Annotated in this window: 26 protein-coding genes, 1 tRNA gene and 1 other RNA gene; 23 read left to right on the forward strand and 5 right to left on the reverse strand. The window is 71.6% G+C overall.

Annotated elements, in window-relative coordinates; translation table 11 throughout:
• Positions 1-228: 228 nt before the first annotated feature.
• From ABUL08_RS24775 to ABUL08_RS24835, 13 genes are all read left to right on the forward strand, one after another.
• Complete coding sequence (locus ABUL08_RS24775) at positions 229-474, forward strand: DUF6284 family protein (protein ID WP_350932371.1); 246 nt, start codon at positions 229-231, stop codon at positions 472-474.
• On the forward strand, positions 474-848 hold the full coding sequence (locus ABUL08_RS24780) for an RRQRL motif-containing zinc-binding protein (protein WP_350932372.1): 375 nt from the start codon (positions 474-476) through the stop codon (positions 846-848). Before ABUL08_RS24775 ends, ABUL08_RS24780 begins: the two co-directional genes overlap by 1 nt.
• A complete protein-coding gene (locus ABUL08_RS24785; protein ID WP_350932373.1) occupies positions 845-1,843 on the forward strand; it encodes an ABC transporter permease in 999 nt (332 codons plus the stop codon). Before ABUL08_RS24780 ends, ABUL08_RS24785 begins: the two co-directional genes overlap by 4 nt.
• 94 nt (positions 1,844-1,937) lie before the next feature.
• Positions 1,938-2,408, forward strand: coding sequence for a DUF3307 domain-containing protein (locus ABUL08_RS24790; RefSeq protein ID WP_350932375.1), 471 nt, complete (start codon positions 1,938-1,940; stop codon positions 2,406-2,408).
• Between the two features lie 95 nt (positions 2,409-2,503).
• Positions 2,504-2,722 carry a hypothetical protein gene (locus ABUL08_RS24795; RefSeq protein WP_350932376.1) on the forward strand — a complete coding sequence of 73 codons (219 nt, stop codon included), beginning with the start codon at positions 2,504-2,506 and terminating at the stop codon, positions 2,720-2,722.
• A gap of 250 nt (positions 2,723-2,972) precedes the next feature.
• The gene (locus tag ABUL08_RS24800; protein WP_350932377.1) at positions 2,973-5,141 is read left to right on the forward strand and encodes a P-loop NTPase family protein; all 2,169 of its coding nucleotides are present in this window, start codon (positions 2,973-2,975) and stop codon (positions 5,139-5,141) included.
• Positions 5,142-5,288: 147 nt separating this feature from the next.
• Positions 5,289-5,528 carry a hypothetical protein gene (locus tag ABUL08_RS24805; protein ID WP_350932378.1) on the forward strand — a complete coding sequence of 80 codons (240 nt, stop codon included), beginning with the start codon at positions 5,289-5,291 and terminating at the stop codon, positions 5,526-5,528.
• Positions 5,525-5,815, forward strand: a complete 291-nt coding sequence (locus tag ABUL08_RS24810) for a hypothetical protein (protein ID WP_350932379.1) — start codon at positions 5,525-5,527, stop codon at positions 5,813-5,815. Before ABUL08_RS24805 ends, ABUL08_RS24810 begins: the two co-directional genes overlap by 4 nt.
• Positions 5,815-6,114 (forward strand): hypothetical protein, encoded by a 300-nt coding sequence (locus ABUL08_RS24815; protein ID WP_350932380.1) that lies wholly within the window; start codon positions 5,815-5,817, stop codon positions 6,112-6,114. The genes ABUL08_RS24810 and ABUL08_RS24815 overlap by 1 nt, the downstream gene beginning before the upstream one ends.
• A 29-nt stretch (positions 6,115-6,143) precedes the next feature.
• Positions 6,144-7,136 (forward strand): bifunctional DNA primase/polymerase, encoded by a 993-nt coding sequence (locus ABUL08_RS24820; RefSeq protein WP_350932381.1) that lies wholly within the window; start codon positions 6,144-6,146, stop codon positions 7,134-7,136.
• Positions 7,133-8,692, forward strand: coding sequence for a hypothetical protein (locus ABUL08_RS24825; protein ID WP_350932383.1), 1,560 nt, complete (start codon positions 7,133-7,135; stop codon positions 8,690-8,692). The genes ABUL08_RS24820 and ABUL08_RS24825 overlap by 4 nt, the downstream gene beginning before the upstream one ends.
• 481 nt (positions 8,693-9,173) lie before the next feature.
• Positions 9,174-9,383 carry a helix-turn-helix domain-containing protein gene (locus ABUL08_RS24830; RefSeq protein WP_350932384.1) on the forward strand — a complete coding sequence of 70 codons (210 nt, stop codon included), beginning with the start codon at positions 9,174-9,176 and terminating at the stop codon, positions 9,381-9,383.
• A gap of 16 nt (positions 9,384-9,399) precedes the next feature.
• Positions 9,400-10,611: a tyrosine-type recombinase/integrase gene (locus ABUL08_RS24835; protein ID WP_350932385.1), complete on the forward strand. Its 1,212-nt coding sequence runs from the start codon at positions 9,400-9,402 to the stop codon at positions 10,609-10,611.
• A 59-nt stretch (positions 10,612-10,670) separates the two neighbouring features.
• On the opposite strand, the gene ABUL08_RS24840 is transcribed toward ABUL08_RS24835, so the two are convergent.
• From ABUL08_RS24840 to ABUL08_RS24850, 3 genes are all read right to left on the reverse strand, one after another.
• Entirely contained in the window at positions 10,671-11,150 is a 480-nt protein-coding gene (locus tag ABUL08_RS24840) for a hypothetical protein (RefSeq protein WP_350932386.1), read from the reverse strand.
• A gap of 36 nt (positions 11,151-11,186) precedes the next feature.
• A complete protein-coding gene (locus ABUL08_RS24845; RefSeq protein ID WP_350932387.1) occupies positions 11,187-11,384 on the reverse strand; it encodes a hypothetical protein in 198 nt (65 codons plus the stop codon).
• 510 nt (positions 11,385-11,894) lie between these two features.
• Positions 11,895-11,979, reverse strand: a tRNA-Ser gene (locus ABUL08_RS24850).
• 82 nt (positions 11,980-12,061) lie between these two features.
• On the opposite strand from ABUL08_RS24850, the gene ffs reads away from it, so the two are divergent.
• The 9 genes from ffs (at position 12,062) to ABUL08_RS24895 (ending at position 22,411) form a co-directional block, all read left to right on the forward strand.
• An RNA gene (gene ffs / locus ABUL08_RS24855) (signal recognition particle sRNA small type) lies at positions 12,062-12,152 on the forward strand.
• Positions 12,153-12,259: 107 nt separating this feature from the next.
• Positions 12,260-15,070 carry a DNA polymerase III subunit gamma and tau gene (locus ABUL08_RS24860; RefSeq protein ID WP_350932388.1) on the forward strand — a complete coding sequence of 937 codons (2,811 nt, stop codon included), beginning with the start codon at positions 12,260-12,262 and terminating at the stop codon, positions 15,068-15,070.
• Positions 15,071-15,179: 109 nt separating this feature from the next.
• A complete protein-coding gene (locus ABUL08_RS24865) occupies positions 15,180-15,488 on the forward strand; it encodes a YbaB/EbfC family nucleoid-associated protein (RefSeq protein ID WP_350932389.1) in 309 nt (102 codons plus the stop codon).
• 7 nt (positions 15,489-15,495) lie between these two features.
• Entirely contained in the window at positions 15,496-16,089 is a 594-nt protein-coding gene (recR, locus tag ABUL08_RS24870; protein WP_350932390.1) for a recombination mediator RecR, read from the forward strand.
• A 271-nt stretch (positions 16,090-16,360) separates the two neighbouring features.
• Positions 16,361-18,031, forward strand: a complete 1,671-nt coding sequence (locus ABUL08_RS24875) for an ABC transporter substrate-binding protein (RefSeq protein WP_350932391.1) — start codon at positions 16,361-16,363, stop codon at positions 18,029-18,031.
• 101 nt (positions 18,032-18,132) lie between these two features.
• On the forward strand, positions 18,133-19,140 hold the full coding sequence (locus tag ABUL08_RS24880; protein WP_350932393.1) for an ABC transporter permease: 1,008 nt from the start codon (positions 18,133-18,135) through the stop codon (positions 19,138-19,140).
• A 76-nt stretch (positions 19,141-19,216) separates the two neighbouring features.
• Positions 19,217-20,287 carry an ABC transporter permease gene (locus ABUL08_RS24885; RefSeq protein ID WP_350932394.1) on the forward strand — a complete coding sequence of 357 codons (1,071 nt, stop codon included), beginning with the start codon at positions 19,217-19,219 and terminating at the stop codon, positions 20,285-20,287.
• Between the two features lie 43 nt (positions 20,288-20,330).
• On the forward strand, positions 20,331-21,317 hold the full coding sequence (locus ABUL08_RS24890; RefSeq protein ID WP_350932395.1) for an ABC transporter ATP-binding protein: 987 nt from the start codon (positions 20,331-20,333) through the stop codon (positions 21,315-21,317).
• A complete protein-coding gene (locus tag ABUL08_RS24895; protein WP_350932396.1) occupies positions 21,314-22,411 on the forward strand; it encodes an ABC transporter ATP-binding protein in 1,098 nt (365 codons plus the stop codon). Before ABUL08_RS24890 ends, ABUL08_RS24895 begins: the two co-directional genes overlap by 4 nt.
• 51 nt (positions 22,412-22,462) lie before the next feature.
• On the opposite strand, the gene ABUL08_RS24900 is transcribed toward ABUL08_RS24895, so the two are convergent.
• Both ABUL08_RS24900 and ABUL08_RS24905 read right to left on the reverse strand, forming a co-directional pair.
• Positions 22,463-22,927, reverse strand: coding sequence for a hypothetical protein (locus ABUL08_RS24900; protein ID WP_350932397.1), 465 nt, complete (start codon positions 22,925-22,927; stop codon positions 22,463-22,465).
• Complete coding sequence (locus ABUL08_RS24905; protein ID WP_350932398.1) at positions 22,909-23,565, reverse strand: HNH endonuclease family protein; 657 nt, start codon at positions 23,563-23,565, stop codon at positions 22,909-22,911. The genes ABUL08_RS24900 and ABUL08_RS24905 overlap by 19 nt, the downstream gene beginning before the upstream one ends.
• 108 nt (positions 23,566-23,673) lie before the next feature.
• Here ABUL08_RS24905 and ABUL08_RS24910 point away from each other — a divergent pair, with 108 nt between their 5' ends.
• Positions 23,674-25,113 (forward strand): MFS transporter, encoded by a 1,440-nt coding sequence (locus tag ABUL08_RS24910; RefSeq protein ID WP_350932399.1) that lies wholly within the window; start codon positions 23,674-23,676, stop codon positions 25,111-25,113.

The raw sequence follows: 25,113 nt of genomic DNA on the forward strand, positions 1-25,113 counted from the left end.
ATTCAGAACTTCACAGCAGAAGCGCCGCGTGGATCCGTCTGCGGCATCCCTGCCTTGAGCCACACGGTGGCCGACCCCGGTAGATCCCGGGCGAGCAGGGCGAGCGGGCCGGATCTCGGCACGCGGCTTCGGCTTCTGCAACTTGCACAAAACGTCCTGGGACTGGCTGTCCGTATGACTCGAAGACACGGCAGCCTTCCCAATTCATCGACTCCCCCGGAGGTATCCGTGAGACAGCACCTCGCCCCCGTCACGACCGAGCCGACCGCCGCCGATCTGGCCGCGATCGAGGCGGAGTGGCCGCTGATCGCCGCCGAGCTGGACATGCTCGACGCCGAAATCACCCTGCTCTACGCCGAGGACCACGGCGGCCCGACCGCCCTGGACTGGCGCAGGTTGCGCCGGGCCGAGGCCCGCGTCACCCGCGCCGCCGCCGACCTGACCACCCGCACCACCCCGGGCCGCGCGGCCTGATGTCCCGCATCCGCACCGCCTACTTCGATCCGGCCGGCGCGCGGTACGGCATCCCCACCTACTTGTGGCGAGGTGCCCCACCCGGCTACGCCACCCGCCGCCAACTGACCGCCGCCGGTCTACGCCCCGGCGGTCAGCCGGTCGCCGCTCAGATCCTCTGGTCCGGCGTCGGCGGTACCCGCGCCGCCTACCTCTACCGGGTCGACCTCGCCGCGCCGAAGCGCACCGCCACCCCGGCGCAGCGGGCCGCGATCGGCAAGGCGCTCACGGCCCGGCGGACATGCCCGACGTGCGGCACTGTCCGGTCCTACTTCATCCCGCGCTCGCTGGGCGAATGCCTCGCGTGCGCCTTTCCTCAGGAGGACGCAGCATGACCGCCCCCACCCTGAACGGCACCAAGTACCCCCAGCCCATTGAGGAGCTGTTGCCCGCCGCCCGGAAGCTCACCGAGGAGTTGGGCGAGGTGCCCTCGCGGAACCGGCTGATGCAGACCTTCCGCATCGGTGCCCCGAAGGCGAGTGAACTGCGGAATCTGCTGACCGAGGAGGCCGTACACCGCGACCTCGACGAGGCTTTCGACCGCACGGGCACTGACGAGGAGCCGCCGGCCGACCCGTGGCTGTACGCCGAGCCGATCGGCCCGGACCCCGCGCCTCTGCTGCACCCGCCGTCGGTGCCGCTCGATCCGTCCGAGTACACAGCCCGGACCGTGCCGGCCCCGGTGGTGCCCGAGCCGGACCGGGCGGCCGACCGCGCCGAGACGCTGCGCACGGTGATGGCGCTGCGGGGGTCGTTCCTTACGCCCCGGACGGACCCGGCGGACACCCGGCCCGAGAACGTGACCGAGCCGGACCCGACGCCCGCCCCGGCGGTCCCGGCCGCAGAGCCGGTCGAGCAGGTAACGACGGTCGGTCACCCGGATACGCCTACCCCGCCGACGCCGTCCCGCCGGGCGGTGGCGTGGCCGGTGATGCTGCTGGCGCTGCCGGCGTTCGTGGCGATCTGGTCCGGGTGGGTCGGCCTCGGCGGACTCACCGGGTTCGGCATCGTCCATCCGCTACCCGGCATCGTCGACGGGTTCTCCATCAACTCGGCGATCACCCTGCCGATCGGGGTCGAGACGTACGGCGCGTACGCGCTCTACGTGTGGCTGTCCGGCCGCGTGCCCGCTCCGGCGCTGCGGTTCGCCAAGTGGTCCGCCCTCGGCTCCCTCATCGTCGGCGCGCTCGGTCAGGTCGCCTACCACCTCCTGGTCGCCGCCGGCATCGACTCGGCCCCCTGGTGGATCACCACCGCCGTCGCCTGCCTGCCCGTGGCGGTGCTCGGCATGGGCGCCGCACTCGCGCACCTCGTCCGCACGCACGACTAGCTAGCCCGGCGGCGCGGCCCATCGGCCTGGAAACCAGCGCCGCGCCGCCGGCCCTCCACCCCTCAGCCCTCAACAGACTTCGGGAGAGACACCCATGTTCGCAGCAGACCCCAGCGGCGTCCACGCCGCCACCTTCGCCGCCGTGTTCGCCGCCCTCTACGTCGCCCACCAGGTCGCCGACCACTGGGTACAAACCCAGCACCAAGCCGACTGCAAGGGCCTGCCCGGCTGGCCCGGCCGCATCGCCTGCGCCGCCCACGTCACCACCTACACCCTCACCGCCCTCGTCGCCCTAACCGTGCTGCTGCTGGCCACCGGGCTGCGGCTGGACCCGTGGGGCGTCGGCGTCGGGTTGACCGTGTCGGCGGTGTCGCACTACATCGCCGACCGGCGCACCCCGCTCAAGCGGATCGCCGACGCGCTCGGCTCGGCCCGCTTCCACGCCCTCGGCACGCCCCGCCCCGGCCACGACGACAACCCCTCCCTCGGCACCGGCGCCTACGCCCTCGACCAGTCCTGGCACTACGGGTTCCTGTTCATCGCCGCCCTGTTCTGCGCGATCTGACCACCCCCGCCCCCACCGGCCCGACCCCCACCGGCGGCCCGGTGGGGCGCGGAGGTTGCCAGACCCGTTGGCAGCCCGACAAGGAGGAACATCCCGTGGCGATCTCGTCCTGCAACCAGTGCGGCAAGGGCTTCCGCAGCGTGTCGATCGACGACACCGGCACCCTCGCGATCTGCACCGACGGGCACTACAACTTCGACCCCACCACCGCCAGCAGCGGCGGCACGGTGAACACCGGCAGCGTCACGGTCACCGGGCAGTGCGCGATCGGCAACGGCGCGACCGCCATCGGCCGCCGGAAGGGCCGGAGGTGATGGACAAGCCGACCGTCCCAAACACGATCAGCGACCGGCAGATGGCGGACCTGTCTCGCCGGGCGCAGAAGACCAACCCGCAGATGTTCACCGCCAAGGCGATCCAGCAGCGATTGGCGTCCCAGGCCCAGCAGCGCAAGGCGAACCACAGCTGACCGCGCCCGGCGGCGCGGCCTACGGCCTCGACAACCCGGCCGCGCCGCCGGCCCTCATCCCCAACCCTCACGGATCAGATGGAGGAACCCCCATCATGACGTCCCCCCACGATGACGACCGTTTCGACTGGCACGCCGCCGAGCGTGACCTGACCGACCCGGCCGGCCCGGACGCCGAGGTGCTCGACCTCGACGCCGCCCGCGCCGCCCGCACCCCCGACGGCGGGCCGATGCTGGTCGACTCGCTGGCCGCGCAGCGCTCCCCGCGGTTCACCCTCGACGGTGTCCGCGCCGGCCAGCGCCGCCCGATCCTGCCCGCGTGGCTGCGGTCCGGTGCCGAGCTGCGCGACGTGATGCGGTGGGCGGTGGGGCATCTGCTGCACACCGCCGCCTACCACGGCACCCGCCTGCCGAAGTACGCCGGCAAACTCGCGTTCCGCGCCCCGGCCGGTGCGGGCCGGCTGGTGTCGGGGGCGGTTCGGTGGCTGTTCGACTGGGAAGGCGAGCCGCACCGGCAGGCCACCTCCCAGAGCAGGGACGGTGAGCTGTACCTGAAGCTGTCGCGGCAGCGGGACCGGCGGGTGCGATGGCGCGGCATCGTCGCCACCTTCACCCTCGCCGTCACCCTCGCCGGTGGCGTCGCGGTCGCCCTGGCCCCGTTGTGGGCGCGGTGGGCGGTGCTGGCGCTGCTGGTGACGCTCTGCGGGCTGCTCGGTCAGCCGGCCGACAAGCCGCTGCTCGACACCGCCGTGGTCGTGCCCCGCGTGGCGCGGCTGACCTCGGACGTGGTGGTGCGCGCCCTGGCCGTGCTCGGCATCTCCGGCATCACCCAGGCCATCGCCAAGCAGGGTCACCGGGCGATCGGCTTCACCGCCCCGATCGTGCGCGACGGCCCCGGCTGGCGGGCGGACATCGACCTCCCGCCCGGTGTGACGGCCGGGGACGTGATTGAGCGGCGGGACCGGCTCGCCGCCGGCCTCACCCGCCCCCTCGGCTGCGTCTGGCCCGAAGGGCAGCCGGAGGTGCATCCCGGCCGACTGCTGCTGTGGGTGGGCGATCAGGACATGGCCGCGACGAAGCCGGCTGTATGGCCGCTGCTCAAGGCGTCCGGCGGGTTCGACCTCGGCCGGCCGGTGCCGTTCGGCACCGACCCGCGCGGCCGGATCATCTCCTTCGAGCTGCCGTACACGAACCTGCTGATCGGGTCGATTCCCGGCTACGGCAAGACCGCCGCCACTCAGGTGCCGATGCTGGCCGCCGCCCTCGACCCGTACGCGGAGTTGTGGTACTTCGACTTCAAGGGCACCGGCGGCCTCGACCCCCTGGAGAAGGTGTCGGCCCGGTACGCCTCGGGGCAGGACGACGACACCGCCGAGGAAGGGCTGTTGGCGTTGCGGGAGCTGCGCAAGGAATGCCAGCGCCGCGCCGCCATCATCAAGGGCCTGCCGAAGACGGTGTGCCCGGACAACAAGGTCACGCCGGAACTGGCCCGCCGCAAGAAGTTGGGCCTGCACTGGCTGGTCGTGGCCCTCGATGAGGTGCAGGAGCTGTTCTCCCACCCGGAGTTCGGCAAGGAAGCCGGCGAGCTGGCCGAGAAAATCATCAAGCTCGGCCGCGCCCTGGGCGTCATCCTCGTGGTCGCCACGCAGCGGCCGGACGCCAAGAGCCTCCCCACCGGTGTCAGCGCGAACGCGGGCACGCGGTTCTGCCTGCGGGTCATGGGCCAGATCGAAAACGACATGATCCTCGGCACCTCGGCCTACAAAAACGGCATCCGCGCCACGATGTTCGCCAAGAAAGACAAGGGCGTCGGCTACCTGGTCGGCGCGGCCGACGACGCGCAGATCGTCCGCACCTTCTACGTCGACGGACCGACCGCCGAAAAGATCACCGACCGGGCGCGCGCCCTACGCGAGGCGGCCGGCACCCTGACCGGGCACGCCATCGGCCAGGCAGCGCCGACCCCGGCGGCCCGCCGGGACACGCTGCTGGACGACATCCTCACCGTGGTCCCCGCGACCGAGCCGAAGGTGTGGGCCGAGACGCTGACCGAGCGCCTGGCCGACCTCAACCCCGAGGCATACGGGGACCTGACCCGCGACCAGCTCACCGCCGCGCTCAAGCCCTACGGGATCACCACGGGGCAGGTCTGGGGCACCGACCCGGCCACCGGCAAGGGCGCCAACCGGCGCGGCATCGACCGCGCCGACATCACCGACGCGGTCGCGGAACGTAACAAGCGGCGCGGAGACAAAGCCGCCTAACCCGGACAGCGTGTGGTCGCTAGGTCTAGCGGCACCCCCCGCTAGACCTAGCACCCCCGCTAGCGACCTATCCCAATCCTGGCCAGTGCCCTAGTTCCTAGTGGCGTCGACCGTCTGCACCCTCAAACCGGCTCGTGGAGGCGTTTCGTGACCACCATCGCCCTGCTCGCTAGCCTCACCGTCCTTGGTTACGCACTGTGTTACCTGGTCGTGTGTGTTGCCTCGCCGTGGGGGCGCTGCCGCCGCTGCCACGGCCGCCGCTACCACCGCACGGCCATCGGCACCCGACGCGACTGCCGCCGCTGCGACGGCACCGGCATCCGCGTCCGCGCCGGCCGCCGGCTGCTCGACCACATCCGCGCTGAGTACCGCGACGGCCACCGATGACCCGCCGACCGGAGCACCCTGCATGGTGCGGACGGGACCACCGCTGCAACCTCGGCGAGCATCGCTCCGAGGACATCGTGGTCGACGTCGCCGGCCGCGCCCGTGCCGTGCTGGTGCGGGTGCGGACCGGCGCCGGCCGGGAGCACGCCGAGGTGCGCGTCAGGGTCGCCCTCGCCCCCGGCGAGATAGCCGCCCGCCGCCAACTGGTCGGGCTGCTCGGCGACCTGCGCCAAGCCGTCACCCGCGCCGCCATCGCCGCCCGGCCGCGACCCGGCAGGGCCGCGTGATGCCCGCGCCGCGCCGCGACGGCGCATCCCCCCGCGACCCGCACCTCACCGGCGGCCTCGAAGTCTGGATGACCGGCACGCCGGCCGAGCTCGACGCCGCGACCGCCGCGCTGACCGTCGCCGGCCGGATGGTTCAGCACGGCACCCGCCGGCCGCTGACCGGTGCCGACGCCGGCCGCCACCGGCTCTACCTGCGCTTGGCCGTGGCGACCGGCAAGCAGCCGACCCGCGCCCCGGACAACACCGGGGGCGCGCTGATCGACCTCGACGCCGCCCGCGCCCACCGCCGGCCCGCCTGACCGCCGCTCGACGCTGGATAGGAGTTCCCATGTCTGACCTGCTCGCCGCTGCGCTCGCCCACGCAGGGCGCGGCTGGCACGTCTTCCCGCTGCGGCCGAACGACAAGCGGCCCGCGTTCCCCGACCACACCGCAGACGACTGCGCCGGCCGCGACCCACGCTGCCGTGCCGGGCACCTCGGGTGGGAGCAGCGCGCCACCACCGACCCCGACCGCATCCGCCGCGCCTGGTCGTCCCGCCCCTACGGCATCGGCATCGCGTGCGGCCCATCTGGGCTGGTGGTGGTCGACCTGGACGTGCCCAAGCGCCCCGACGACACCCCGCCGCCGGAGTGGGCGGGGGTATGCGACGGGTGGGACGTGTTCGCCACCCTCGCCGCCCGCCACGGCACCCCGATCAACCCGCTCGACGGGTTCGGCCTGGACGCCCCACCGCGCACCGGCGTCGACGCCACCTACACCGTGGGCACCGGCAGCGGCGGCACCCACCTCTACTACCGCCACCCCGTCGCCGGCCCGGCCCTGCGCAACACCACCGGCGACCGGGGCGGCCTCGGCTGGAAGGTCGACACCCGCGCCCACGGCGGCTACGTCGTCGCCGCCGGCAGCACCGTCGCCGGCTATCCCTACTCGGTGGCGCTGGACGTCGACCCTGCGCCGCTGCCCGGGTGGCTTGCCGGGCTGCTCACACCCGCGCCGCGACCGGCCCGGCCGGCAGCCGCGGTGACCCTGCCCGCCGAACGGCACGGTCGGTACGTCGCCGCCGCGATCCGCCGCCAGGTCGCCCGCCTGACCGCCGCCCCGGATGGGCAGCGCAACCACGCCCTGTTCACCTCAGCCGTGGCGCTCGGCCAACTCGCCGCCGGGGGCGCGCTCACTGACGACGACGTCACCGCCGTCCTGGAACCGGCCGCCCTGTCCATCGGCCTGCCGGCCGGGGAAGTCGCGCGCACGATCGCGTCCGGTCTGCGCGTGGGCACCCGCAACCCCCGCACCCTCGGCAACCTGGGTAGGGCCGCATGACCAGCCGACTCCAGATCGGGTCCGGCCCGGAAACCATCCGCGTGCTCAAGGCCGCGCTCATCGACGGGCTGTTGCCCGACACCTACGTGTCGGCCGGGGCGCTGGTCCACATGGAAGCCGTCTCCGGTGGCCTGCCCACCGCCGCCGACGAGGACTCCCCGCTGCCGGTGTCCGCCAGCGTGGTCAACCCCGCCGGCCTCGCCGGCCTGCTCGCCGAGCACGCCTACGTCTACAAGCTGAAGACCCGCAAGAGCGACACCGGCGACCCGGAGATGTTCGAAGACGAGGTGACCCCGCCCCGGGACATCCTGTCCTCGGTGCTCGCCGGGAAGACGTGGCCGGGCGTGCCGCCGCTGCGCGGGATCATCGGCGCTCCGGTGCTGCGCCGCGACGGCACCCTGTTGCAGCAACCCGGCTACGACCCCGCCACCGGCCTCTACCTCGCCTCCCGGGTGGCCTTGCCGCCCGTCCCCGACGAACCCACCCCCGAGCAGGTCGCCGAGGCGCGCACGTTTCTGCTCTCCCGGTTCCTGCGCGATTTCCCCTGGGCATCGGCTGCCGATCGCGCCAACTACGTGGCGCTGCTCGCCACCCCGATCCTGCGGCACTTCACCCGCTCGCTGACCCCCTTTGCGCTGATCGACGCCACCATGCCGTCGAGCGGTAAGACGATCCTCACCGCCGGCCCCGGCATGCTCTACGGGCAGCGCGTCATGCCCTGGGCCTACGCGGACGAAGAGCTGCGCAAGTCCATCACCGCCGTCCTCGCCGAGCAGGTCGGCGTGGTCATCTGGGACAACCTCGCCGAGGGCACCGTCATCGACTCCGCCGTGCTCGCCCAACTCGTCACCACCGGCGTGTGGTCCGACCGCCAGTTGGGCGCGTCGCGGAACATCGCCACCGTCAACGACCGGCTGTGGATGGCCACCGGCAACAACCTCCAGGTCGGCGGAGACATGGCCTCCCGCACCGTCCGCGTGCACCTCGACCCGAACATGCCCCGCCCCGAACTGCGCGACCAATCCGGGTTCGGCATCCCCCACCTCGACCAATGGATCACCGACCCCGCCAACCAACTCACCGTCCTGTGGCACCTCCTGGTCCTCGTCCTCGACTGGACCCGCCAAGGCGCACCCCGCCTCGGCGGGCTGTCCATGCGGCAATTCACCCCCTGGGCGCAAGCCCTCGGCGGGTTCCTGGCGCATCACGGCATCGACGGGTTCCTCACCAACGCCGCCGACGTCCGCGAGATCGATGAAGACGAAACGCGCTGGCGCGCGTTCCTCACCACCTGGCACGACCGCCACGGCGGCCGTGCGATGACCGCCGCCGAACTCCGGCAAGACGCCGAACCCCTGCACCTCGGCAGCGACGCCCACGACCCGTGGGACGGGCAGTTCATCACCACCGCCGCCGGACGACTGCCCAACCCCCTGCAACTCGGCCGGCTCCTCACCGGTCAAGCCGGGCGGTGGCGCGGTGAGCACGTCATCCGGGCCGGGAAACACGAGCGCGGCAACCGGGCCGTGTTCTGGGTCGAACACCACGAGGGCTGAAACCCGCTGAACCATCTCGGCATCTCGGCATCTCGGCAGAACCAACCCTTGAGCTGGGAGAACACCCTGCCGAGATCAAGGCAGTCGACAACCGTCGATCTCGGCATCTCGGCACCCTTCTGCCGAGATGACAGCCGGTTGCCGAGATGGCTCAGCGAACCCGGAACGATCTCGGCAGACGTTTGCCCAGCTCAACGGCACCTTTGCCGAGATGCCGAGATGCCGAGATGGTTCAGCCCCTCCCACAAACAAGCACCCACCACCGCAACCCAACCGCGCAAGCCGACCCGCTCAGAGCCACACAGCCGGTTCCGCCCATCGCCTAACACCGCCCCGCCCGAGATCTTGCCTCTACGGCCCTCTCAGCCGGCCACTCTAACGGCCTCCATCGATCCGCCCGCCACACCTAGCAAGTCACCCTCGCCCGCCGAAAACGCCAGCCACCGGCGCTCTCAACCCACCGGAACCACGGAGAGAAGACGTGCCCACGCCAGAAAACCGCGTCGTCCTGACCATCGAAGAAGCCGCCCACCGACTCGGCATCGGCCGCACCACCATGTACGCCCTCATCAAGACCGGCCAAATCCGCACCGTCACCATCGGCCGCCTCCGCCGCGTCCCCACCTTCTGCCTCGACGAATACGTGCGGAACCTGCTCGCCGAACCAACCCACCTCGACCACGCCGCCTGACGAAAGGAGCCAGCCAGTGGGACGCAAACCGAACGGCGCATCCAGCATCTACAAGGGCGGCGACGGCTACTGGCACGGCCGCGTCACCGTCGGCGTCAAGGACAACGGCAAGCCGGACCGCCGGCACGTCCAGGCGAAGACCGAGGCCGAGGTGATTCGCAAGGTTCGCGCCCTGGAGCGCGAGCGCGACAACGGCACCGCACGGAAGCCGGGGCAGCGCTGGACGGTCGAGAAGTGGCTCACGCACTGGGTCGAGAACATCGCCGGCCCGGTGGTCCGCACGAACACCCTCGACGGCTACCGGGTCGCCGTCCGCCGGCACCTGATCCCCGGCGTGGGTGCCCACCGTCTCGACCGCCTGGAGCCGGAGCACCTGGAGAAGCTGTACGTCCGAATGATGGCCAACGGCAGCGCGGCCGGCACTGCCCATCAGGCGCACCGAACCATCCGCACGGCGCTCGGCGAGGCGGTGCGTCGCGGGCACCTCGCCCGGAATCCCGCCGCGCTGGCCAGGCCGCCCCGCCTCCCGGATTCCGAGGTGCAGCCGTACACCGTCCCCGAGGTGCAGGCGATCCTACGCGCGGCGGCCTCTCGGAGGAACAGCGCCAGGTGGGCGGTAGCGCTGGCCCTCGGGCTGCGCCAAGGTGAAGCGCTCGGCCTGAAATGGCCTGATGTGGATTTGGAGAACGGGACGCTGACGGTGCGCCGCGCGCTTCTCCGGCCGAAATGGCGGCACGGCTGCGACGGGAAGTGCGAGCAGAAGTTGCCCGGCCAGTGCCCGGACCGGGTGAACGAGCGGCCGGTAGCGGCGGACACCAAATCTCGCGCCGGCCGCCGTTCCATCGGTCTGCCGGATGCCCTGATCGAACTACTCCGGCAGCACCGCAAGGGGCAGGACGTCGAGCGTGAAACCGCCGCACAGCTCTGGCACGATGAAGGGTGGGTGTTCGCCTCGCCAACCGGCCAGGCGATCCATCAGGCGACGGACTACGACGAGTGGAAACGGCTGCTCAAACTCGCCGGAGTGCGGGACGGCCGGCTCCACGACGCCCGGCACACCGCCGCCACCGTCCTCCTGGTTCTCGGCGTCTCCGGCCGCGCGGTGATGGGCATCATGGGCTGGTCGAACTCGGCAATGGCCGTGCGATACCAGCACATGACGGATCAGGTGCGCCGCGACATCGCGCAGCAGCTCGGCGGGCTGCTCTGGGGAGAAAGCTCGGAATAGCTTGGTGGGCCAGTTTCGGCTGGCCCACCAAGCCCACCCTAGCCAGGATGTTCGACCGACTAATCGGCGCTTTGTCGCCCGTAACTGTTACCCTTCTTGGTTTCCCTTACGCGTTGAAGCTGCATTGCGTCTGCAAGGGTGTAGATTGGCCCGCTCTTGGTCCTGGCGACAGGCGGCGGAAACCACGTCTGCTTCGACAGCTGCTGTACCCGTTGCCTCGAAACGCCTAGTTGAACGGCAATCTCGGCCAGCGTCACAAGTTCTGGGACCTGTTCCGGCGTGCCGTCCGGGTGAACGGAAACGGAAATAGGGTCGATCTCTGCTTCCGCGACCCGCTGAATCCACTCCACCATCCGCGCGGCTTTGGCGAGCGCAGACGATGCCGTTCTGCGACGTAGTGTCTGCGTTGCCACAAGGGTCGCGCCCGTTCGGCGCTCCACGAACTTCCAGTCCAAAGCTAGCCGATCGTTTCGCGCCTTGGATGCCCTGAGCGCATCTGGCGTGCTAGGAAAAACAATTCGAACAACCCAGTCTTCCATGAAGAAACCTGATTCCCTGGTCCTTGTCGCGTCAACTCACTGGGCAAGCCAGTAGCAAAGAAAGCCCTGGATGATGGGCAGGCTGGCGAGGGTGAGAAGTTCGTCTCCAGTGCGCCGGTAGACCAGATACGACGCGGCAGCGGTGGCGACAGCAATGACAAAGTTTCTGACCGTTATTGGGCGGCGCGGTCTCATGTTTTGGAGGTTCCAGAGGTCTTCCGAGTACTGTTCCAAGTCGCTAGGCTGCACAGTGGCTCCTGCTTGCTGATGGGTAGGGAGCATGGCGGCGCCCGAGGGACGAGCTCGGGCGCCGCTTCCTATTTTGCGTATGGTTCGCATCCAGCGCCGGACAGCGTGTGCGACTGAGATGAAGAGGTCTCTGAGTTGCGGGGTCTCAAGCTAAGTGGCCATTGTCGGTGACAAGTAAACGGTTGTCACCGACAACCCCTTAGGTAGCACGCTCCCGGCTTCGAGCGCCAGTCAGTAGGGGAGCCCGCCATATACCTCGCGGCGAGGGTGAATTGGCGCTCCTGGTAGCTGCCCTACGGGCGGCTGTCGCCCCCGGCGGCTCGGCGGACTGCTTCGGGCGTCCTACTGCCCTCCCTCAGGAGGGTGGGCGGACCTGCGGTCAGGCCGGATGGGCAGCCGCAAGTGAGACGACAACTGAGACGGCAGCGACCGTAGAGACGACTCAGGGCCGGTCCCCGTGGGGGCCGGCCCTGTCGTTCGTGCTGCTCACGCGAGCGGAGGATACGAGATTCGAACTCGTGAGGGTGTTAACCCAACACGCTTTCCAAGCGTGCGCCCTAGGCCTCTAGGCGAATCCTCCGCGAGCCAGGATACAGGTCCCGTGACGGCCGGCCACCCCACCACCCCCTGAAGATCCACGCCGGGTCGGGTAGGCTTGGCGGCACCCCCCGTGCGGCGTGCATCTCGTGAACCTCCCCAGGGCCGGAAGGCAGCAAGGATAAGCGGGCTCTGACGGGTGCACGGGGGGCCTTTCTGTCTCCGGGTGCCGGTAACGTCCCTGCGGGTCAGGTCACGGGGTGGTGGGTGGTCACCCGCGCCTGACCGGCGCAGAATGGCTCGGTCGAGAGGAGGCGGGACGGGTGGCACTGGCCCTTTACCGCAAGTACCGGCCCCGGACGTTCGCCGAGCTCATCGGGCAGGAGCACGTCACCGAGCCGCTGTCGCAGGCGCTGCGCAGCGGGCGGCTCAACCACGCGTACCTCTTCTCCGGCCCCCGCGGCTGCGGCAAGACCTCCAGCGCCCGGATCCTGGCCCGCTCGCTCAACTGCGAGCAGGGCCCGACCCCCGAGCCGTGCGGGCGGTGTGAGTCCTGCCGCTCGCTGGCCACCGACGGCGCCGGCTCGATCGACGTCATCGAGATCGACGCGGCCAGCCACGGCGGCGTCGACGACGCCCGTGAGCTGCGCGAGAAGGCGTTCTTCGCGCCGGCCAACAGTCGCTTCAAGATCTATGTCATCGACGAGGCGCACATGGTCTCGTCGGCCGGCTTCAACGCCCTGCTCAAGCTGGTCGAGGAGCCCCCGGAGTACGTCAAGTTCATCTTCGCCACCACCGAGCCGGAGAAGGTCCTCGGCACGATCAAGTCGCGGACCCACCACTACCCGTTCCGGCTGATCCCGCCGAAGGTGCTGCGCCCCTACCTGGAGCAGCTCACCGAGGCGGAAGGCGTCAAGGTCGAGCCGGCCGTCTTCCCCCTCGTCGTGCGCGCGGGCGGTGGCAGCGCGCGGGACAGCCTCTCCGTGCTCGACCAGCTCATCGCGGGCGCCGGCCCGGAGGGGGTCAGCTACGCCCGGGCCGCCGCGCTGCTCGGCGTGACCGACTCCGCGCTGATCGACGAGATGTGCGACGCGCTGGCCGCCGGGGACGGCAGGGCCGCGTACGCCACCGTCGACCGGGTCGCCGAGGCCGGGCACGACCTGCGCCGGTTCGCCTCCGACCTGCTGGAACGGCTGCGCGACCTGATCGTCCTCCAGCAGGTGCCGGACGCCGCCGCCAAGGGCCTGATCGACGGCCCGGCCGACCAGATCGAGCGGATGGCGGCCCAGGCCCAGCAGCTCGGCCCGGCCACCCTGTCCCGCTGCGCGGACATCGTGCACAACGGGCTGGTCGAGATGCGCGGCACCACCGCGCCCCGGCTGCTGCTGGAGCTGATCTGCGCCCGGATGCTGCTGCCCGGCGTGGACGACTCCACCGGCGGCCTGCTCCAGCGCCTGGAACGGATGGAACGCCGGCTCACCCTGGGTGGGTCCGAGCCGCCGCCGGCCGCCGCCGGTCCCGCGCCGGTCGCCCACCCCCCTGCGGTACGCCAGGAGTCTCCCGCCCCGACCGCGGCTGCCGCCGCGTCCGACCCGCAGACCGCCGGCCAGCCGGCGGCTGCCGACGCCCCCTCCGGTGCCGCCGCCGCCCGCGCCGCCCTGGCCGCCGGCTCCCGGACCGCCACCCCCGGCGGCTCCCGTCCCGCCCCGTCCACCGGTCCGGCCCCGGCCGCGGCCGGGGCCCCCTCGCCGACCGAGCGACCCGGTGGCTCCGCTCCGGCCGGTTCGGCGGGCAACGGGCCGGCCACCCCGGTCAGCAACGGGCCGGCCACCCCGGCACACCGGGCGGTGCCGCCGTCCGCCGTCATGCCCGATCCGGCCACCCCCGAGCCGCCCCGGCCCGGCTCCGCCGCCCCCGGCGCGCTGGACGCGGTCGCGGTACGCCGGGTCTGGCCGGACATCGTGGCGAAGGTCAACCGGATCAAGAAGCCGGCCGCCGCCCTGATGCGGGACGCGGTGGTCCGCGACATCGACGGCGACACCCTGGTGCTGACCGTGAAGTCCCCGGTCCTCGCCCAGATGATGGCCCACCACACCTCGGTCCTGGCCGAGGCGCTCTACGAGGAGTTCGGCGGCCGTTGGCAGATCCGCTGCGAGGTGGCCGGTGAGCGCGGTGGCGCCGCCCTCGGCGGACCACCCCGGTCGACCGCCCGCCCGGCCCCGGCGACCGCGCCCCCACCGACCGCGCCCCCACCGACCGGTGGCGCTCCCGTTCCCGGTGCCTCCTCCGCCGGCTCGTCCGGTCCGGGCGGCTCCACACCCGGCGGATCCACACCCGGCGGCCTCGACTCCGGTCCGGGCGGCTCCGCACCCGGCGGCCCCGACTCCGGTCGGGCGTCCGGCCCGGACGGTGCGAATGGTCCCGGCAGCCGGAACGGCGGGGGTCCCGCCACCGGCGGTGCGCCGACCGGGCTCGGCCCCGCGCACGGCGGTCCGGGTGGACCGGCCGGAGGTGGCCAGAACGGCACCTCGCCAACCGGCCCCGCCGACGTGGCCGATGATGACGGGGGTTGGCCGGAACCGGCCCGCCCCGGCGGTGCCGCCCGCCCCGGTGATGCCGCCGGTGGGGACGGCGATTGGCCGGAAGCGGCCCGCCCCGGCGGTGCCACCGCGGGTGCCGACTGGCCGGAGCCGGCGCGCCCCGGTGGGGCCACGGCGACCGCCGCCACCGCCACGGCGACCGTGACGGCGGCTCCTGTCGTACCGCAGGCGAGCGGGTCCCCGCAGCCCCCGGTGAGCAGCGCGATCGCGGCGGCCCGCGCGGCGGCGGCCGCGGCGACCGCCGGGGCCGGCAAGGGTCCGCGCACCGCGCCCGCCGCCCGGAAGACCGCCGACGCGGAGTGGGCCGGCGAGCCGCCATACGACCCGGACTACGACGGGCCGCTGCGGAGTGGCGGTGCGCCGACGGCCGCTACCCCGGCCACCCCGGCGTACGAGGGCTTCGACCCGGGCGACGAGCCGCTGGACGAGGTGATCGACGAGCGGACCGCCCGGCAGTCGAGCGAGGAGCAGGCGGTGCAGCTGCTCCGCGAGGCGTTCGGCGCTGAGAAGATCGACGAGGTCGACGCGCGCTGAGGCGCGCGGACGACCCCGAGGACGGGTGCCGCCGGCCGACTAGGCTGGGCGCGGCCGAGCAGACGAGTGCGAGAAGGAGCCATCCGTGCGCCCAGGTGGACAGCCGAACATGCAGCAGATGCTGAAGCAGGCGCAGAAGATGCAGCAGCAGATCGCCAAGGCCCAGGCCGAGCTGGCCGAGGCGGAGCTGACCGGGACCGCCGGTGGCGGGCTGGTCACCGCGACGGTCGCCGGCACCGGCGAACTGAAGGCGATCAAGATCGACGCGAAGGCGGTCGACCCGGAGGACGTGGAGACCCTGGAGGACCTGGTCGTCGCGGCCGTGCACAACGCCGCCGAGGCGGCCCGGGAGCTGACCGAGAAGAAGATGGGCCCGGTCAGCGGCGGCATGGGCGGCCTCGGCCTGCCCGGTTTCTGAGCGGCAGATGTACGAGGGTGCCATCCAGGACCTGATCGACGAGCTGGGACGGCTGCCGGGCGTCGGCCCGAAGAGCGCCCAGCGGATCGCCTTCCACGTCCTGTCGGCGGATCCGGCCGACGTCAACCGGCTGGCCGGCGCGCTGCGCAAGGTCAAGGAGCTGGTGCGCTTCTGCACCACCTGCTACAACGTGGCGGAGTCGGAGCAGTGCCGGATCTGCCGCGACCCCCGCCGTACGGACGAGGTGCTCTGTGTGGTCGAGGAGCCGAAGGACGTCGTGGCGATCGAGCGGACCGGTGAGTTCCGCGGGCGCTACCACGTGCTCGGTGGCGCGATCAATCCGCTGGAGGGGATCGGGCCGGACAACCTGCGCATCCGGGAGCTGATGACCCGGCTGAGCGGCGGCACGGTACGCGAGTTGATCCTGGCCACCGACCCGAACACCGAGGGCGAGGCGACCGCCACCTATCTGGCCCTGATGGTCAAGCCGATGGGCATCTCGGTGACCCGGCTGGCCAGCGGCCTGCCGGTCGGCGGTGACCTGGAGTACGCCGACGAGATCACCCTGGGTCGGGCGTTCGAGGGCCGGCGGGCCGTCTGAGCCGTCGCAGGGCCCCTGTCGTACCGGTGCGGCCGTCGCCACCTCGCGTGGCGGCGGCCGCACCGTCGTGTGCGCCGCCGCGCCCGGCCGGCCCGTCCGGGCTGTGACAGTCATTCCCACCTGCCGCTGACGGCTGTCAGAGCCGACTGCTTGGTGTCGGCTTGATAGCGATTGCCTAACGGGCGTTCCGCTTCGGTGAGTCGTGTCATAGCCTCCGGCTCACAGACTGAGCCACAACTCGGCGTGGTCATGCGCATGACAGAGGTGAGAGATGCAGGCAGGCAGGCTCAAGGCGGCTGTGGCCCTCGCGGCCGTTGCCGCTCTGGCGGTCGGGGCGTCCGGCTGCGCGAAGAGCGAGCGTGACGGGGACAGCGGTGGAGCCAAGACTGGCGGCACCTTCGTCTTCGCGGGCACCAGCAACCCCAAGAACTTCGACCCGATCTTCAACGATGACGGTGAGTCGTTCCGGCCGATCCGGCAGATGTACGACACGCTGGTGCAGAACAAGCCGGGCACGGCGGACCTCGTCGGCGCCCTCGCGGAGAAGTGGGAGCACGACGAGAGCGGCAAGGTCTGGACCTTCCACCTGCGCAAGGGTGTGAAGTTCCACGACGGCACCGACTTCAACGCCGCAGCGGTCTGCTTCAACTTCGACCGCTGGTACAACATGAAGGGCGCCGCCGCCCAGTCGCAGATGATCTACTACTCGGACACGTTCGGCGGGTTCGCCAAGAACGAGGCCGAGGGCGTCGGCAAGCCGGTCTACAACAAGTGCGAGGCCAAGGACGACGGCACCGCCGTCATCACGATGAACCAGTACAAGGGCGCCTTCCCCGGTGCCTTCGCGCTGACCGCCCTCTCGATCGCCAGCCCGGACGCGCTGAAGAAGTACGACGCCGACACGGTCAAGCAGAACGGCGACTCCTTCGAGTACAGCGCCTTCGCCAACGAGCACCCGGTCGGCACCGGCCCGTTCAAGTTCGGCGGCTGGGACAAGGCCAAGAACGAGATCACCCTGGAGCGCAACCCCGACTACTGGGGCGAGAAGGCCAAGGTCGACAAGCTGGTCATCAAGGTCATCCCGGACGAGAACACCCGCAAGCAGGAGCTGCGCGCGGGCACCGTCCAGGGCATCGACTTCCCCGCCCCGGCCGACCGCAAGGCGCTCTCCGGTGAGGGCTTCCAGGTCCTCGACCGGCCGGCGTTCAACATCCTCTACCTGGGCATCAACCAGAAGAACCCGAAGCTGAAGGACCTGCGGGTGCGCCAGGCGATCGCCTACGCCCTCAACCGTCAGCAGCTCGTCCAGACCAAGGGCCCGGGCGGCACCAAGGTCGCCGACGAGTTCATGCCCGACACCGTGGCCGGCTACGCCAACGACGTGCAGAAGTACGAGTACAACCCGGAGAAGGCGAAGCAGCTGCTGAAGGAGGCCGGGGCCGAGGGTCTGACCCTGAACTTCTACTACCCGACCGACGTCACCCGGCCGTACATGCCGAACCCGCAGGAGATCTTCACCGTCCTCGCCAACGACCTCCAGGCCGTCGGCATCAAGGTCAACGGTGTGGCCCGCCCGTGGAACGGTGGCTACAAGGACGACATCCAGCAGTTCGGCAAGCAGGACCTGCACCTGCTCGGTTGGACCGGCGACTACAACGACCCGGGCAACTTCGTCGGCACCTTCTTCGGTCGCGGCAAGGTCGAGTTCGGTGACCAGGCGATGACCGAGATGTTCGACGCGATCTCCAAGGCCGACGCCACCGTCGACGACGCCGGCAAGAAGGCCGCGTGGGAGCAGGTCAACCGGGACATCGCCAGCAAGTGGCTGCCGGCCGTCCCGATCTGGCACGCCCCGCCGGCCATCGTGGTCGCCAAGAACGTCAAGGGTCTGGTTGCCAGCCCGCTGACCGACGAGCGCTTCAACACGGTCAGCGTCTCCTGACAAGGACGCTCAACCACTGACGCCGTACGCGGATCGGCCCGGGCCGGGGCACAGACCCCGGCCCGGGCCGAACCGCTGATATCGAGAATCTGGTGTGAGAGATGTTGCGAGTCATAGTCCGCCGCCTGCTCCAGCTGGTGGTGACCCTGATGGCGCTGTCCGCGCTCATCTTCATCTGGCTGCGGAACCTGCCCGGCGGCCCGATCGAGGCGCTGCTCGGTGAGCGCGCCACCCCCGAGCGGCGCGCGCTGCTGACCAAGGCGCTCGGCTACGACCAGCCGATCCTGGTCCAGTACGGCAAGTTCATGCAACGGGTCCTGACCGGCGACTTCGGCAACTCCATCCGCTCCGGCGACGCCGTCACCGAGGTGATCGGCCGCGCCTTCCCGGCCACCATCGAGCTGGCGGTGGCCGCCCTGATCATCGCGATCGGGCTCGGCGTGCCGCTCGGCTATCTCGCCGCCCGGTACCACGGGCGGCTGCTGGACAACCTGAGCATCGCGGGCACCCTGCTCGGCATCTCGATCCCCATCTTCTTCCTGGGCTATCTGCTCAAGGACGTCTTCACCCAGAACATCCACTGGTTCCCGCCCTCGGGGCGGCTCAGCACCGGTCTGGACAACACCGAGATCACCGGGTTCTTCGTCCTCGACGGGCTGCTGACCCGGGAGTTCGACGCCACCGCCGACGCGCTCTGGCACCTGGTCCTGCCGGCGGTCACGCTCGCCACCATCCCGCTGGCGGTGATCGTCCGGATCACCCGGGCCAGCGTGCTGGACGTGCTCAACGAGGACTACGTCCGGACGGCCGAGGCCAAGGGCCTGCGGCACAAGACCATCCGGGGCCGGCACATCCTGCGCAACGCCCTGCTGCCGGTGGTCACCACGATCGGTCTGCAGACCGGCGCGCTGCTCTCCGGCGCGGTGCTCACCGAGAAGGTCTACAACTGGGGCGGCCTCGGCACCCTGATCTACGACTCGATCAGCGGTGGCCGGGACTACCCGGTGCTCCAGGCGCTGATCCTGCTGGCCGCACTGGTCTTCGTGGTGGTCAACCTCCTGGTCGACGTCTCCTACGCCTTCATCGACCCGAGGGTGCGTGTGCGATGAGCGAGCATCGCGAGCGAATGATCAAGCACAGCGTGGCGGAGCCCCGTGCGGCCGCCGAGCGAAGCGAGGTGGCCGCATGAGCGACCCGATCACCCGGCCCAACGTGCCGACTCCGCGGGACGAATCCGGCCTGCCCGAGTCCGACCTGACTCCGGCCGACGGGCCGGGCGTCGAGGAGAAGCGCGAGGGCGTGACGCCGCGCAACATCGCGCTGCTCGGCGAGCGGAAGAAGGAGCGGCTGGACGCGCTGGCCCGGGCCAGCGCTGACAAGGGGGGCGTGAGCCTCGTCCGGGACGCGTTCCGCCGGCTGCGGCGCAACCCGGTCGCCATCGTCGGCGCGTCGATCGTCGCGCTCTTCGTCCTGATCGCGATCTTCGCGCCGCTGCTCGCGCCGCACGACCCGGCGCAGCGCTTCGACGAGCTGACCCGCAACCTGACTGTCGACAACATCCCCGGCGCCACCGGCGACTTCCCGCTCGGCTCCGACCCGCTCGGTCGTGACTTCCTCTCCCGCATGATCTACGGCAGCCAGCAGACGCTCTTCGTCGGCGTGGTGGCCACCATGATCGGTCTGGCCCTGGGCGTGCTGATCGGCGCGCTGGCCGGCGCCTTCGGCGGCTGGGTCGACAACATCCTGATGCGGTTCACCGACGTGATGCTGGCCCTGCCCGCCCTGCTGCTGGCGATCAGCCTGGTCGCCATGGCCAGCCGGTCCAGCCAGTGGACGGTCATCTTCGCGGTGGCGATCGTCAACGTGCCGATCTTCGCCCGGCTGCTGCGCGGCTCGATGCTGGCCCAGCGGGAGAGCGACCACGTGCTGGCCGCCCGGGCGCTCGGCGTGAAGCAGCGGTCCATCGTGCTGCGGCACATGCTGCCCAACGCGATGACCGCGGTGATCGTGCAGGCCACGCTCACCCTCTCCACCGCCATCCTGGAGGCGGCGTCGCTCTCCTTCCTCGGCCTCGGCGACCCGGACATCAACCGCGCCGAGTGGGGCCTGATGCTCGGCGTGGACGGTCAGCGGTACTTCGAGGTCCGGCCCGAGCTGGCCTACTACCCGGCTGCCGCGATCATCATCGTCGCGCTCGGCTTCACCCTGCTCGGTGAGGCGATGCGCGAGGCGATCGACCCGAAGAACCGGCGGTGACGGCGATGGGAACCACGCACCAGCGCAGTGAGGAAGTGACCCGATGAGCCTGCTCGACGTACGCGATCTGAGCGTGGTGTTCCAGCGACGCGGTGAGCGGCCGTTCACCGCGGTCGACAAGGTCAGTTTCAGTGTGGAGCCGGGCCAGACCGTGGGCCTGGTCGGCGAGTCCGGCTGCGGCAAGAGCGTGACCAGCTTGGCGATCATGGGCCTGCTGCCCAAGCGGGGCAACAAGGTCACCGGTGAGGTGAGCTTCGACGGCACCGACCTGCTGCGGCTGCGCCCCGACGACCTGCGGGACCGGCGGGGCCGGGACATCGGCATGATCTTCCAGGACCCGCTCTCCTCGCTGAACCCGGTCGTCCCGATCGGTGTCCAGGTCGCCGAGGTGCTGGAGCGGCACCGGGGCATGAAGCGCAGCGCCGCCCTCAAGGAGTCCCGGGAACTGCTCGACGCGGTCGGCATCCCCGACCCGATGCGGCGGCTCAAGGAATACCCGCACCAGATCTCCGGCGGCATGCGGCAGCGCGCCCTGATCGCCATCGCGCTGGCCTGCAAGCCGCGGCTGCTGATCGCCGACGAGCCGACCACCGCGCTGGACGTGACCATCCAGGCGCAGATCCTCACCCTGCTCAAGCAGCTGGTCGACGAGACCGGCACCGCCCTCATCATGATCACGCACGACCTGGGCGTGGTGGCCGGCCTCTGCGACACGGTCAACGTGCTCTACGGCGGCAAGGTCGTCGAGCGGGCCGCCCGGCACGACCTGTTCGCCCAGCCGCGCCACCCGTACACGCACGGGCTGCTCAACTCGGTGCCGCGGCTGGACTCGCCCCGGGGCGAGCGGCTGCACGCCATCCGCGGCTCGGTGGCCGACAACATCCCGTGGGGCGAGGGGTGCGCCTTCGCGCCCCGCTGCGACAACGTGGTGGACGCCTGCCTGGAGGGCACGCCCCCGCTCGAACCCACCGCGACCGGCGGCGACCTGCGCTGCAACAACCCTGTTTCGGAGGAGGTGGCGGTAGCGTGACCGAGCGGACCGGACCACTGGTCGAACTGCGCGACGTCAAGGTCCACTTCCCGATCAAGAGCGGTGTGCTCTTCGACCGCACCGTCGGCTACGTCTACGCCGTCGACGGCGTCTCGCTGTCGATCAACGCGGGTGAGACGTACGGGCTGGTGGGCGAGTCGGGCTGCGGCAAGTCCACGCTCGGCCGGGGCCTGCTGCGGCTGGTCGAGCCGACCGACGGTGAGATCGTCTTCGACGGCACGGACGTCCGCTCGCTCAAGGGCGAGTCGATGCGCAAGGCCCGCCGCCGGATGCAGATGATCTTCCAGGACCCGCTGTCCAGCCTCGACCCCCGCCAGTCGGTGGAGTCGCTGCTGGTCGAGGGGCTCAAGGCGCACGGCCTCGCCGACGACAAGGCGGCCACCGCCAAGCGCCTGCGGGACGCCCTGGACGCCGTCGGCCTGCCCGCCTCGGCGCTCAGCAAGTATCCGCACGAGTTCTCCGGCGGCCAGCGGCAGCGCATCGGGATCGCCCGGGCCCTGGTGCTCGACCCGGACCTGATCGTGGCCGACGAGCCGGTCTCGGCGCTGGACGTGTCGATCCAGGCGCAGGTGCTCAACCTGCTGGAGGACATCCAGAACGAGCGCGGCCTGACGTACCTGATCATCGCCCACGACCTGGCGGTGGTCCGGCACATCGCCGACACGGTCGGGGTGATGTACCTCGGCGGTCTGGTGGAGGAGGCGTCCAGCGACGACCTCTACCGGGAGCCGATGCACCCGTACACGAAGGCGCTGATGTCGGCGGTGCCGGTGCCGGACCCGCTGGTGGAGGACCGCCGCGAGCGGATCCTGCTCGCCGGCGACCTGCCCTCGCCGACGAACCCGCCGGCCGGGTGCCGGTTCCACACCCGATGCCCGTGGGCGCAGCCGACCCGCTGCGCCGACGAGCGGCCGGCGCTGCGCGACGTGCTCGACGGACACCGGGTGGCCTGCCACTACGCGGAGGACATCGCGGCCGGCCGGATCCGGCCGCACGAGGTGGAGCCGACGCTGGTCCGCCCGGACGACGGCGCGGCGCCGGGCGACACCGGTGAGCTGATCCCGACCCCGTGACCACGGCACGAGGCCCCCTTCCCGATCCCGGGAAGGGGGCCTCGGCGCAGCTCAGCCCTCGGGGCGGTGGAGCAGGGCGACCGCGATGCCGTGCACGGCGTCCAGGTCGCCCGCGTCGGCCAGCGCCGCCTTCCCGCCGGTCACCACGTACCACTCGTCGGCGTCCTTGTACTGCACGTGCAGGGTGACCTGGCCGTCGGCGTACTCCGTGCGCAGGGTCAGCTCGCCGGTCACCACCCCGACCTCGTCGGTCATCACGCCGCCCGGCCCCGGGGTGATGTCGGCGGTGCGCTGCTGCGTACCCCCGGCGGGTGCCGCAGCCGGTGCGGCCCCGGCCGGGGCGGTGTCGGCGGCCATGCCGGCCCCGGAGACGTCGGCGGGTGCCGCCGGCGTGCCGTCCGCGGTCATCCCCGCCGACGTGGCGCCGGTGGCCGGCGTCGCGTCCTTCCCGGCGGCGGTCGGTGTCTGCTCCGGCGCGGGTGTCCCCCCGGCCCCGCTCACCGCTTGCTCGCCCATGTGCAGCCCTCCAACATGTCGGTGAGGGCGGCCTTCTCGGCACTGGTCACCGTCAGCCGCCAGTAGTGCTTGACCGTCACCCAGTCCGCGGCGTACTGGCACCAGTACGACCGGTTCGCCGGTTTCCACTGGGACGGGTCCTGGTCACCCTTTGCCCGGTTGGAGGTCAGGGAAACCGCGATGAGCTGCGGCCGGGTCAGGTCGTTGGCGAAGTCGCCGCGCTTCGAGTCGTCCCACTCGTCGGCGCCCGAGCGCCACGCGTTGGCCAGCGGCACCACGTGGTCGATGTCCACGTCCGACGGGTCGGTGAAGACCCGGCCGTCGTAGGCGCTCTCCCAGCGCCCGCCCACCACGTTGCAGCCGGAGAGCTTGATGCTCTCGCCGTCCCGCTGGAGCACGCTGTCCCGCACGTCGCAGTTCTTGCCGGTGTCCCGCCAGTGCGGGAACCGGGTCCGGCTGTAGCCCTTCATGGACCCGGCGGCGGCGACGGTCAGCTCACCGAGCTCCTGGGTGACGTTGCCTCCGCTCGGCGGCGGCGCATCCGGCTCGACGGCCGGGTCACAACCGGCGACGCCGAGGGCCAGCGCCGCGACGAGCGCGGCCACCCCCGCGGTGCGGGCTCCTGATCTGGTACGCACAGACGACACCTCTCCAGCTTGCGGGCTCCCGGCGATCCCGCACAGTACCCCGGCGCGGTTTCTCTGATTCGTGGCGTCGGGAGTGGATCCCGGGCAGAGTTGGTAGTCATGACCTCACCCGCGCCCGCGCTCCGGACGGGCACCGCCGCCGCGCGAGGCACCCTGCTGGCCGCGATCCTCGCCTCCGGCATGGTCTTCCTGGACACCACCGTCGTCAACGTCGCCCTGCCGCGGCTCGGCGCCGAACTCGGCGCGACCGTCGCCGATCTTCAGTGGACGGTCAACGGCTACCTGCTGATGCTCGCCGCGTTCGTGCTGCTCGGCGGGGCACTCGGCGACCGGTTCGGCCGCCGTCGGGTCTTCCTGCTGGGGGTGATCTGGTTCGCCGCCGCCTCCGTGCTCTGCGGACTGGCCCAGGGCACCGGCTGGCTGGTCGCCGCCCGCTTCCTCCAGGGCGCGGGCGGCGCCCTGCTCACCCCGGGTTCGCTCGCCGTCCTCCAGGCCAGCTTCCACCCGGACGACCGGGGGCGGGCGATCGGCACCTGGGCCGGCCTCTCCGGCGTCTCCACCGCGCTCGGCCCGCTGCTGGGCGGGTGGCTGATCGACGCGCTCTCCTGGCGGTGGATCTTCTTCATCAACGTGCCGCTGGCCGTCGGGGTGGTGCTCGCCGGGCTGCGCTGGGTGCCGGAGAGCCGGGACGAGGACGTCTCCCGTACCGGGGCGGGGCGGCGGCGCTTCGACGTGGCCGGGGCGCTGCTCGGCGCGGTCGGCCTCGGCGGCGTCACGTACGCCCTGATCGACGCCCCGGCGCGCGGCGTCGGCTCCCTGCCGGTGCTGGCCTCGGCGCTGGTCGGGTTGGTCGCCGCGGTGGTCTTCGTGCTGGTGGAACGGCGTCGCGGGGACACCGCCATGCTCCCCACCGGCCTCTTCACCAGCCGGCTCTTCTCGGTGCTCAACATCTTCACCGTGGGGGTGTACGCGGCACTCGCCGGGTTCAGCTTCTTCCTCGCGGTCTATCTGCAGAACGTGGTCGGCTGGTCGGCCCTGCTCACCGGCCTGGCGACCGTGCCGATGACGGTGCTGCTGCTGCTCGGTTCGTCCCGGGCGGGGGCGCTGTCGGCCCGGATCGGTCCCCGGCTGCCGCTCACCGTCGGCCCGGTGATCGCCGCGGTCGGCCTGCTGCTGCTGCGCCGGGTCGCGCCGGGGGCGTCGTACTGGGTGGACGTGCTGCCGGGGGTGCTCCTGTTCGGAGTGGGGCTGACGCTGGTGGTGGCGCCGCTGACCGCCTCGGTGCTGGCCGCCGTCGCCGACCGGTTCGCCGGGGTGGCGAGCGGATTCAACAACGCCGCCTCCCGGGCCGGGAGCCTGCTGGCGGTGGCCGCGCTGCCGCTGCTCGTCGGCCTCTCCGGCACCGGGTACGAGCAGCGGGGCGCGCTGACCGACGCGTACCGGGGGGCGCTCCTGTGGTGCGCCGGGCTGCTGCTCGTCGCCGCCGTGATGGCCGCCCTGCTCATCCACCGGCCGGTGAAGCAGGAGCCCCCGGGCTGA

This window comes from Micromonospora sp. CCTCC AA 2012012, assembly GCF_040499845.1.
In the GTDB taxonomy this organism is placed as follows: Bacteria; Actinomycetota; Actinomycetes; order Mycobacteriales; family Micromonosporaceae; genus Micromonospora; species Micromonospora mangrovi.

Coding starts and splice junctions, on each gene's coding strand:
- ABUL08_RS24885 (WP_350932394.1), top strand. CDS start 19,217: ATGAGCGACCCGATCACCCGGCCCAACGTGCCGACTCCGCGGGACGAA.
- ABUL08_RS24880 (WP_350932393.1), top strand. CDS start 18,133: ATGTTGCGAGTCATAGTCCGCCGCCTGCTCCAGCTGGTGGTGACCCTG.
- ABUL08_RS24825 (WP_350932383.1), top strand. CDS start 7,133: ATGACCAGCCGACTCCAGATCGGGTCCGGCCCGGAAACCATCCGCGTG.
- ABUL08_RS24840 (WP_350932386.1), bottom strand. CDS start 11,150: ATGGAAGACTGGGTTGTTCGAATTGTTTTTCCTAGCACGCCAGATGCG.
- ABUL08_RS24910 (WP_350932399.1), top strand. CDS start 23,674: ATGACCTCACCCGCGCCCGCGCTCCGGACGGGCACCGCCGCCGCGCGA.
- ABUL08_RS24785 (WP_350932373.1), top strand. CDS start 845: ATGACCGCCCCCACCCTGAACGGCACCAAGTACCCCCAGCCCATTGAG.
- ABUL08_RS24810 (WP_350932379.1), top strand. CDS start 5,525: ATGACCCGCCGACCGGAGCACCCTGCATGGTGCGGACGGGACCACCGC.
- ABUL08_RS24800 (WP_350932377.1), top strand. CDS start 2,973: ATGACGTCCCCCCACGATGACGACCGTTTCGACTGGCACGCCGCCGAG.
- ABUL08_RS24865 (WP_350932389.1), top strand. CDS start 15,180: ATGCAGCAGATGCTGAAGCAGGCGCAGAAGATGCAGCAGCAGATCGCC.
- ABUL08_RS24820 (WP_350932381.1), top strand. CDS start 6,144: ATGTCTGACCTGCTCGCCGCTGCGCTCGCCCACGCAGGGCGCGGCTGG.
- recR (WP_350932390.1), top strand. CDS start 15,496: ATGTACGAGGGTGCCATCCAGGACCTGATCGACGAGCTGGGACGGCTG.
- ABUL08_RS24890 (WP_350932395.1), top strand. CDS start 20,331: ATGAGCCTGCTCGACGTACGCGATCTGAGCGTGGTGTTCCAGCGACGC.
- ABUL08_RS24875 (WP_350932391.1), top strand. CDS start 16,361: ATGCAGGCAGGCAGGCTCAAGGCGGCTGTGGCCCTCGCGGCCGTTGCC.
- ABUL08_RS24780 (WP_350932372.1), top strand. CDS start 474: ATGTCCCGCATCCGCACCGCCTACTTCGATCCGGCCGGCGCGCGGTAC.
- ABUL08_RS24900 (WP_350932397.1), bottom strand. CDS start 22,927: ATGGGCGAGCAAGCGGTGAGCGGGGCCGGGGGGACACCCGCGCCGGAG.
- ABUL08_RS24815 (WP_350932380.1), top strand. CDS start 5,815: ATGCCCGCGCCGCGCCGCGACGGCGCATCCCCCCGCGACCCGCACCTC.
- ABUL08_RS24790 (WP_350932375.1), top strand. CDS start 1,938: ATGTTCGCAGCAGACCCCAGCGGCGTCCACGCCGCCACCTTCGCCGCC.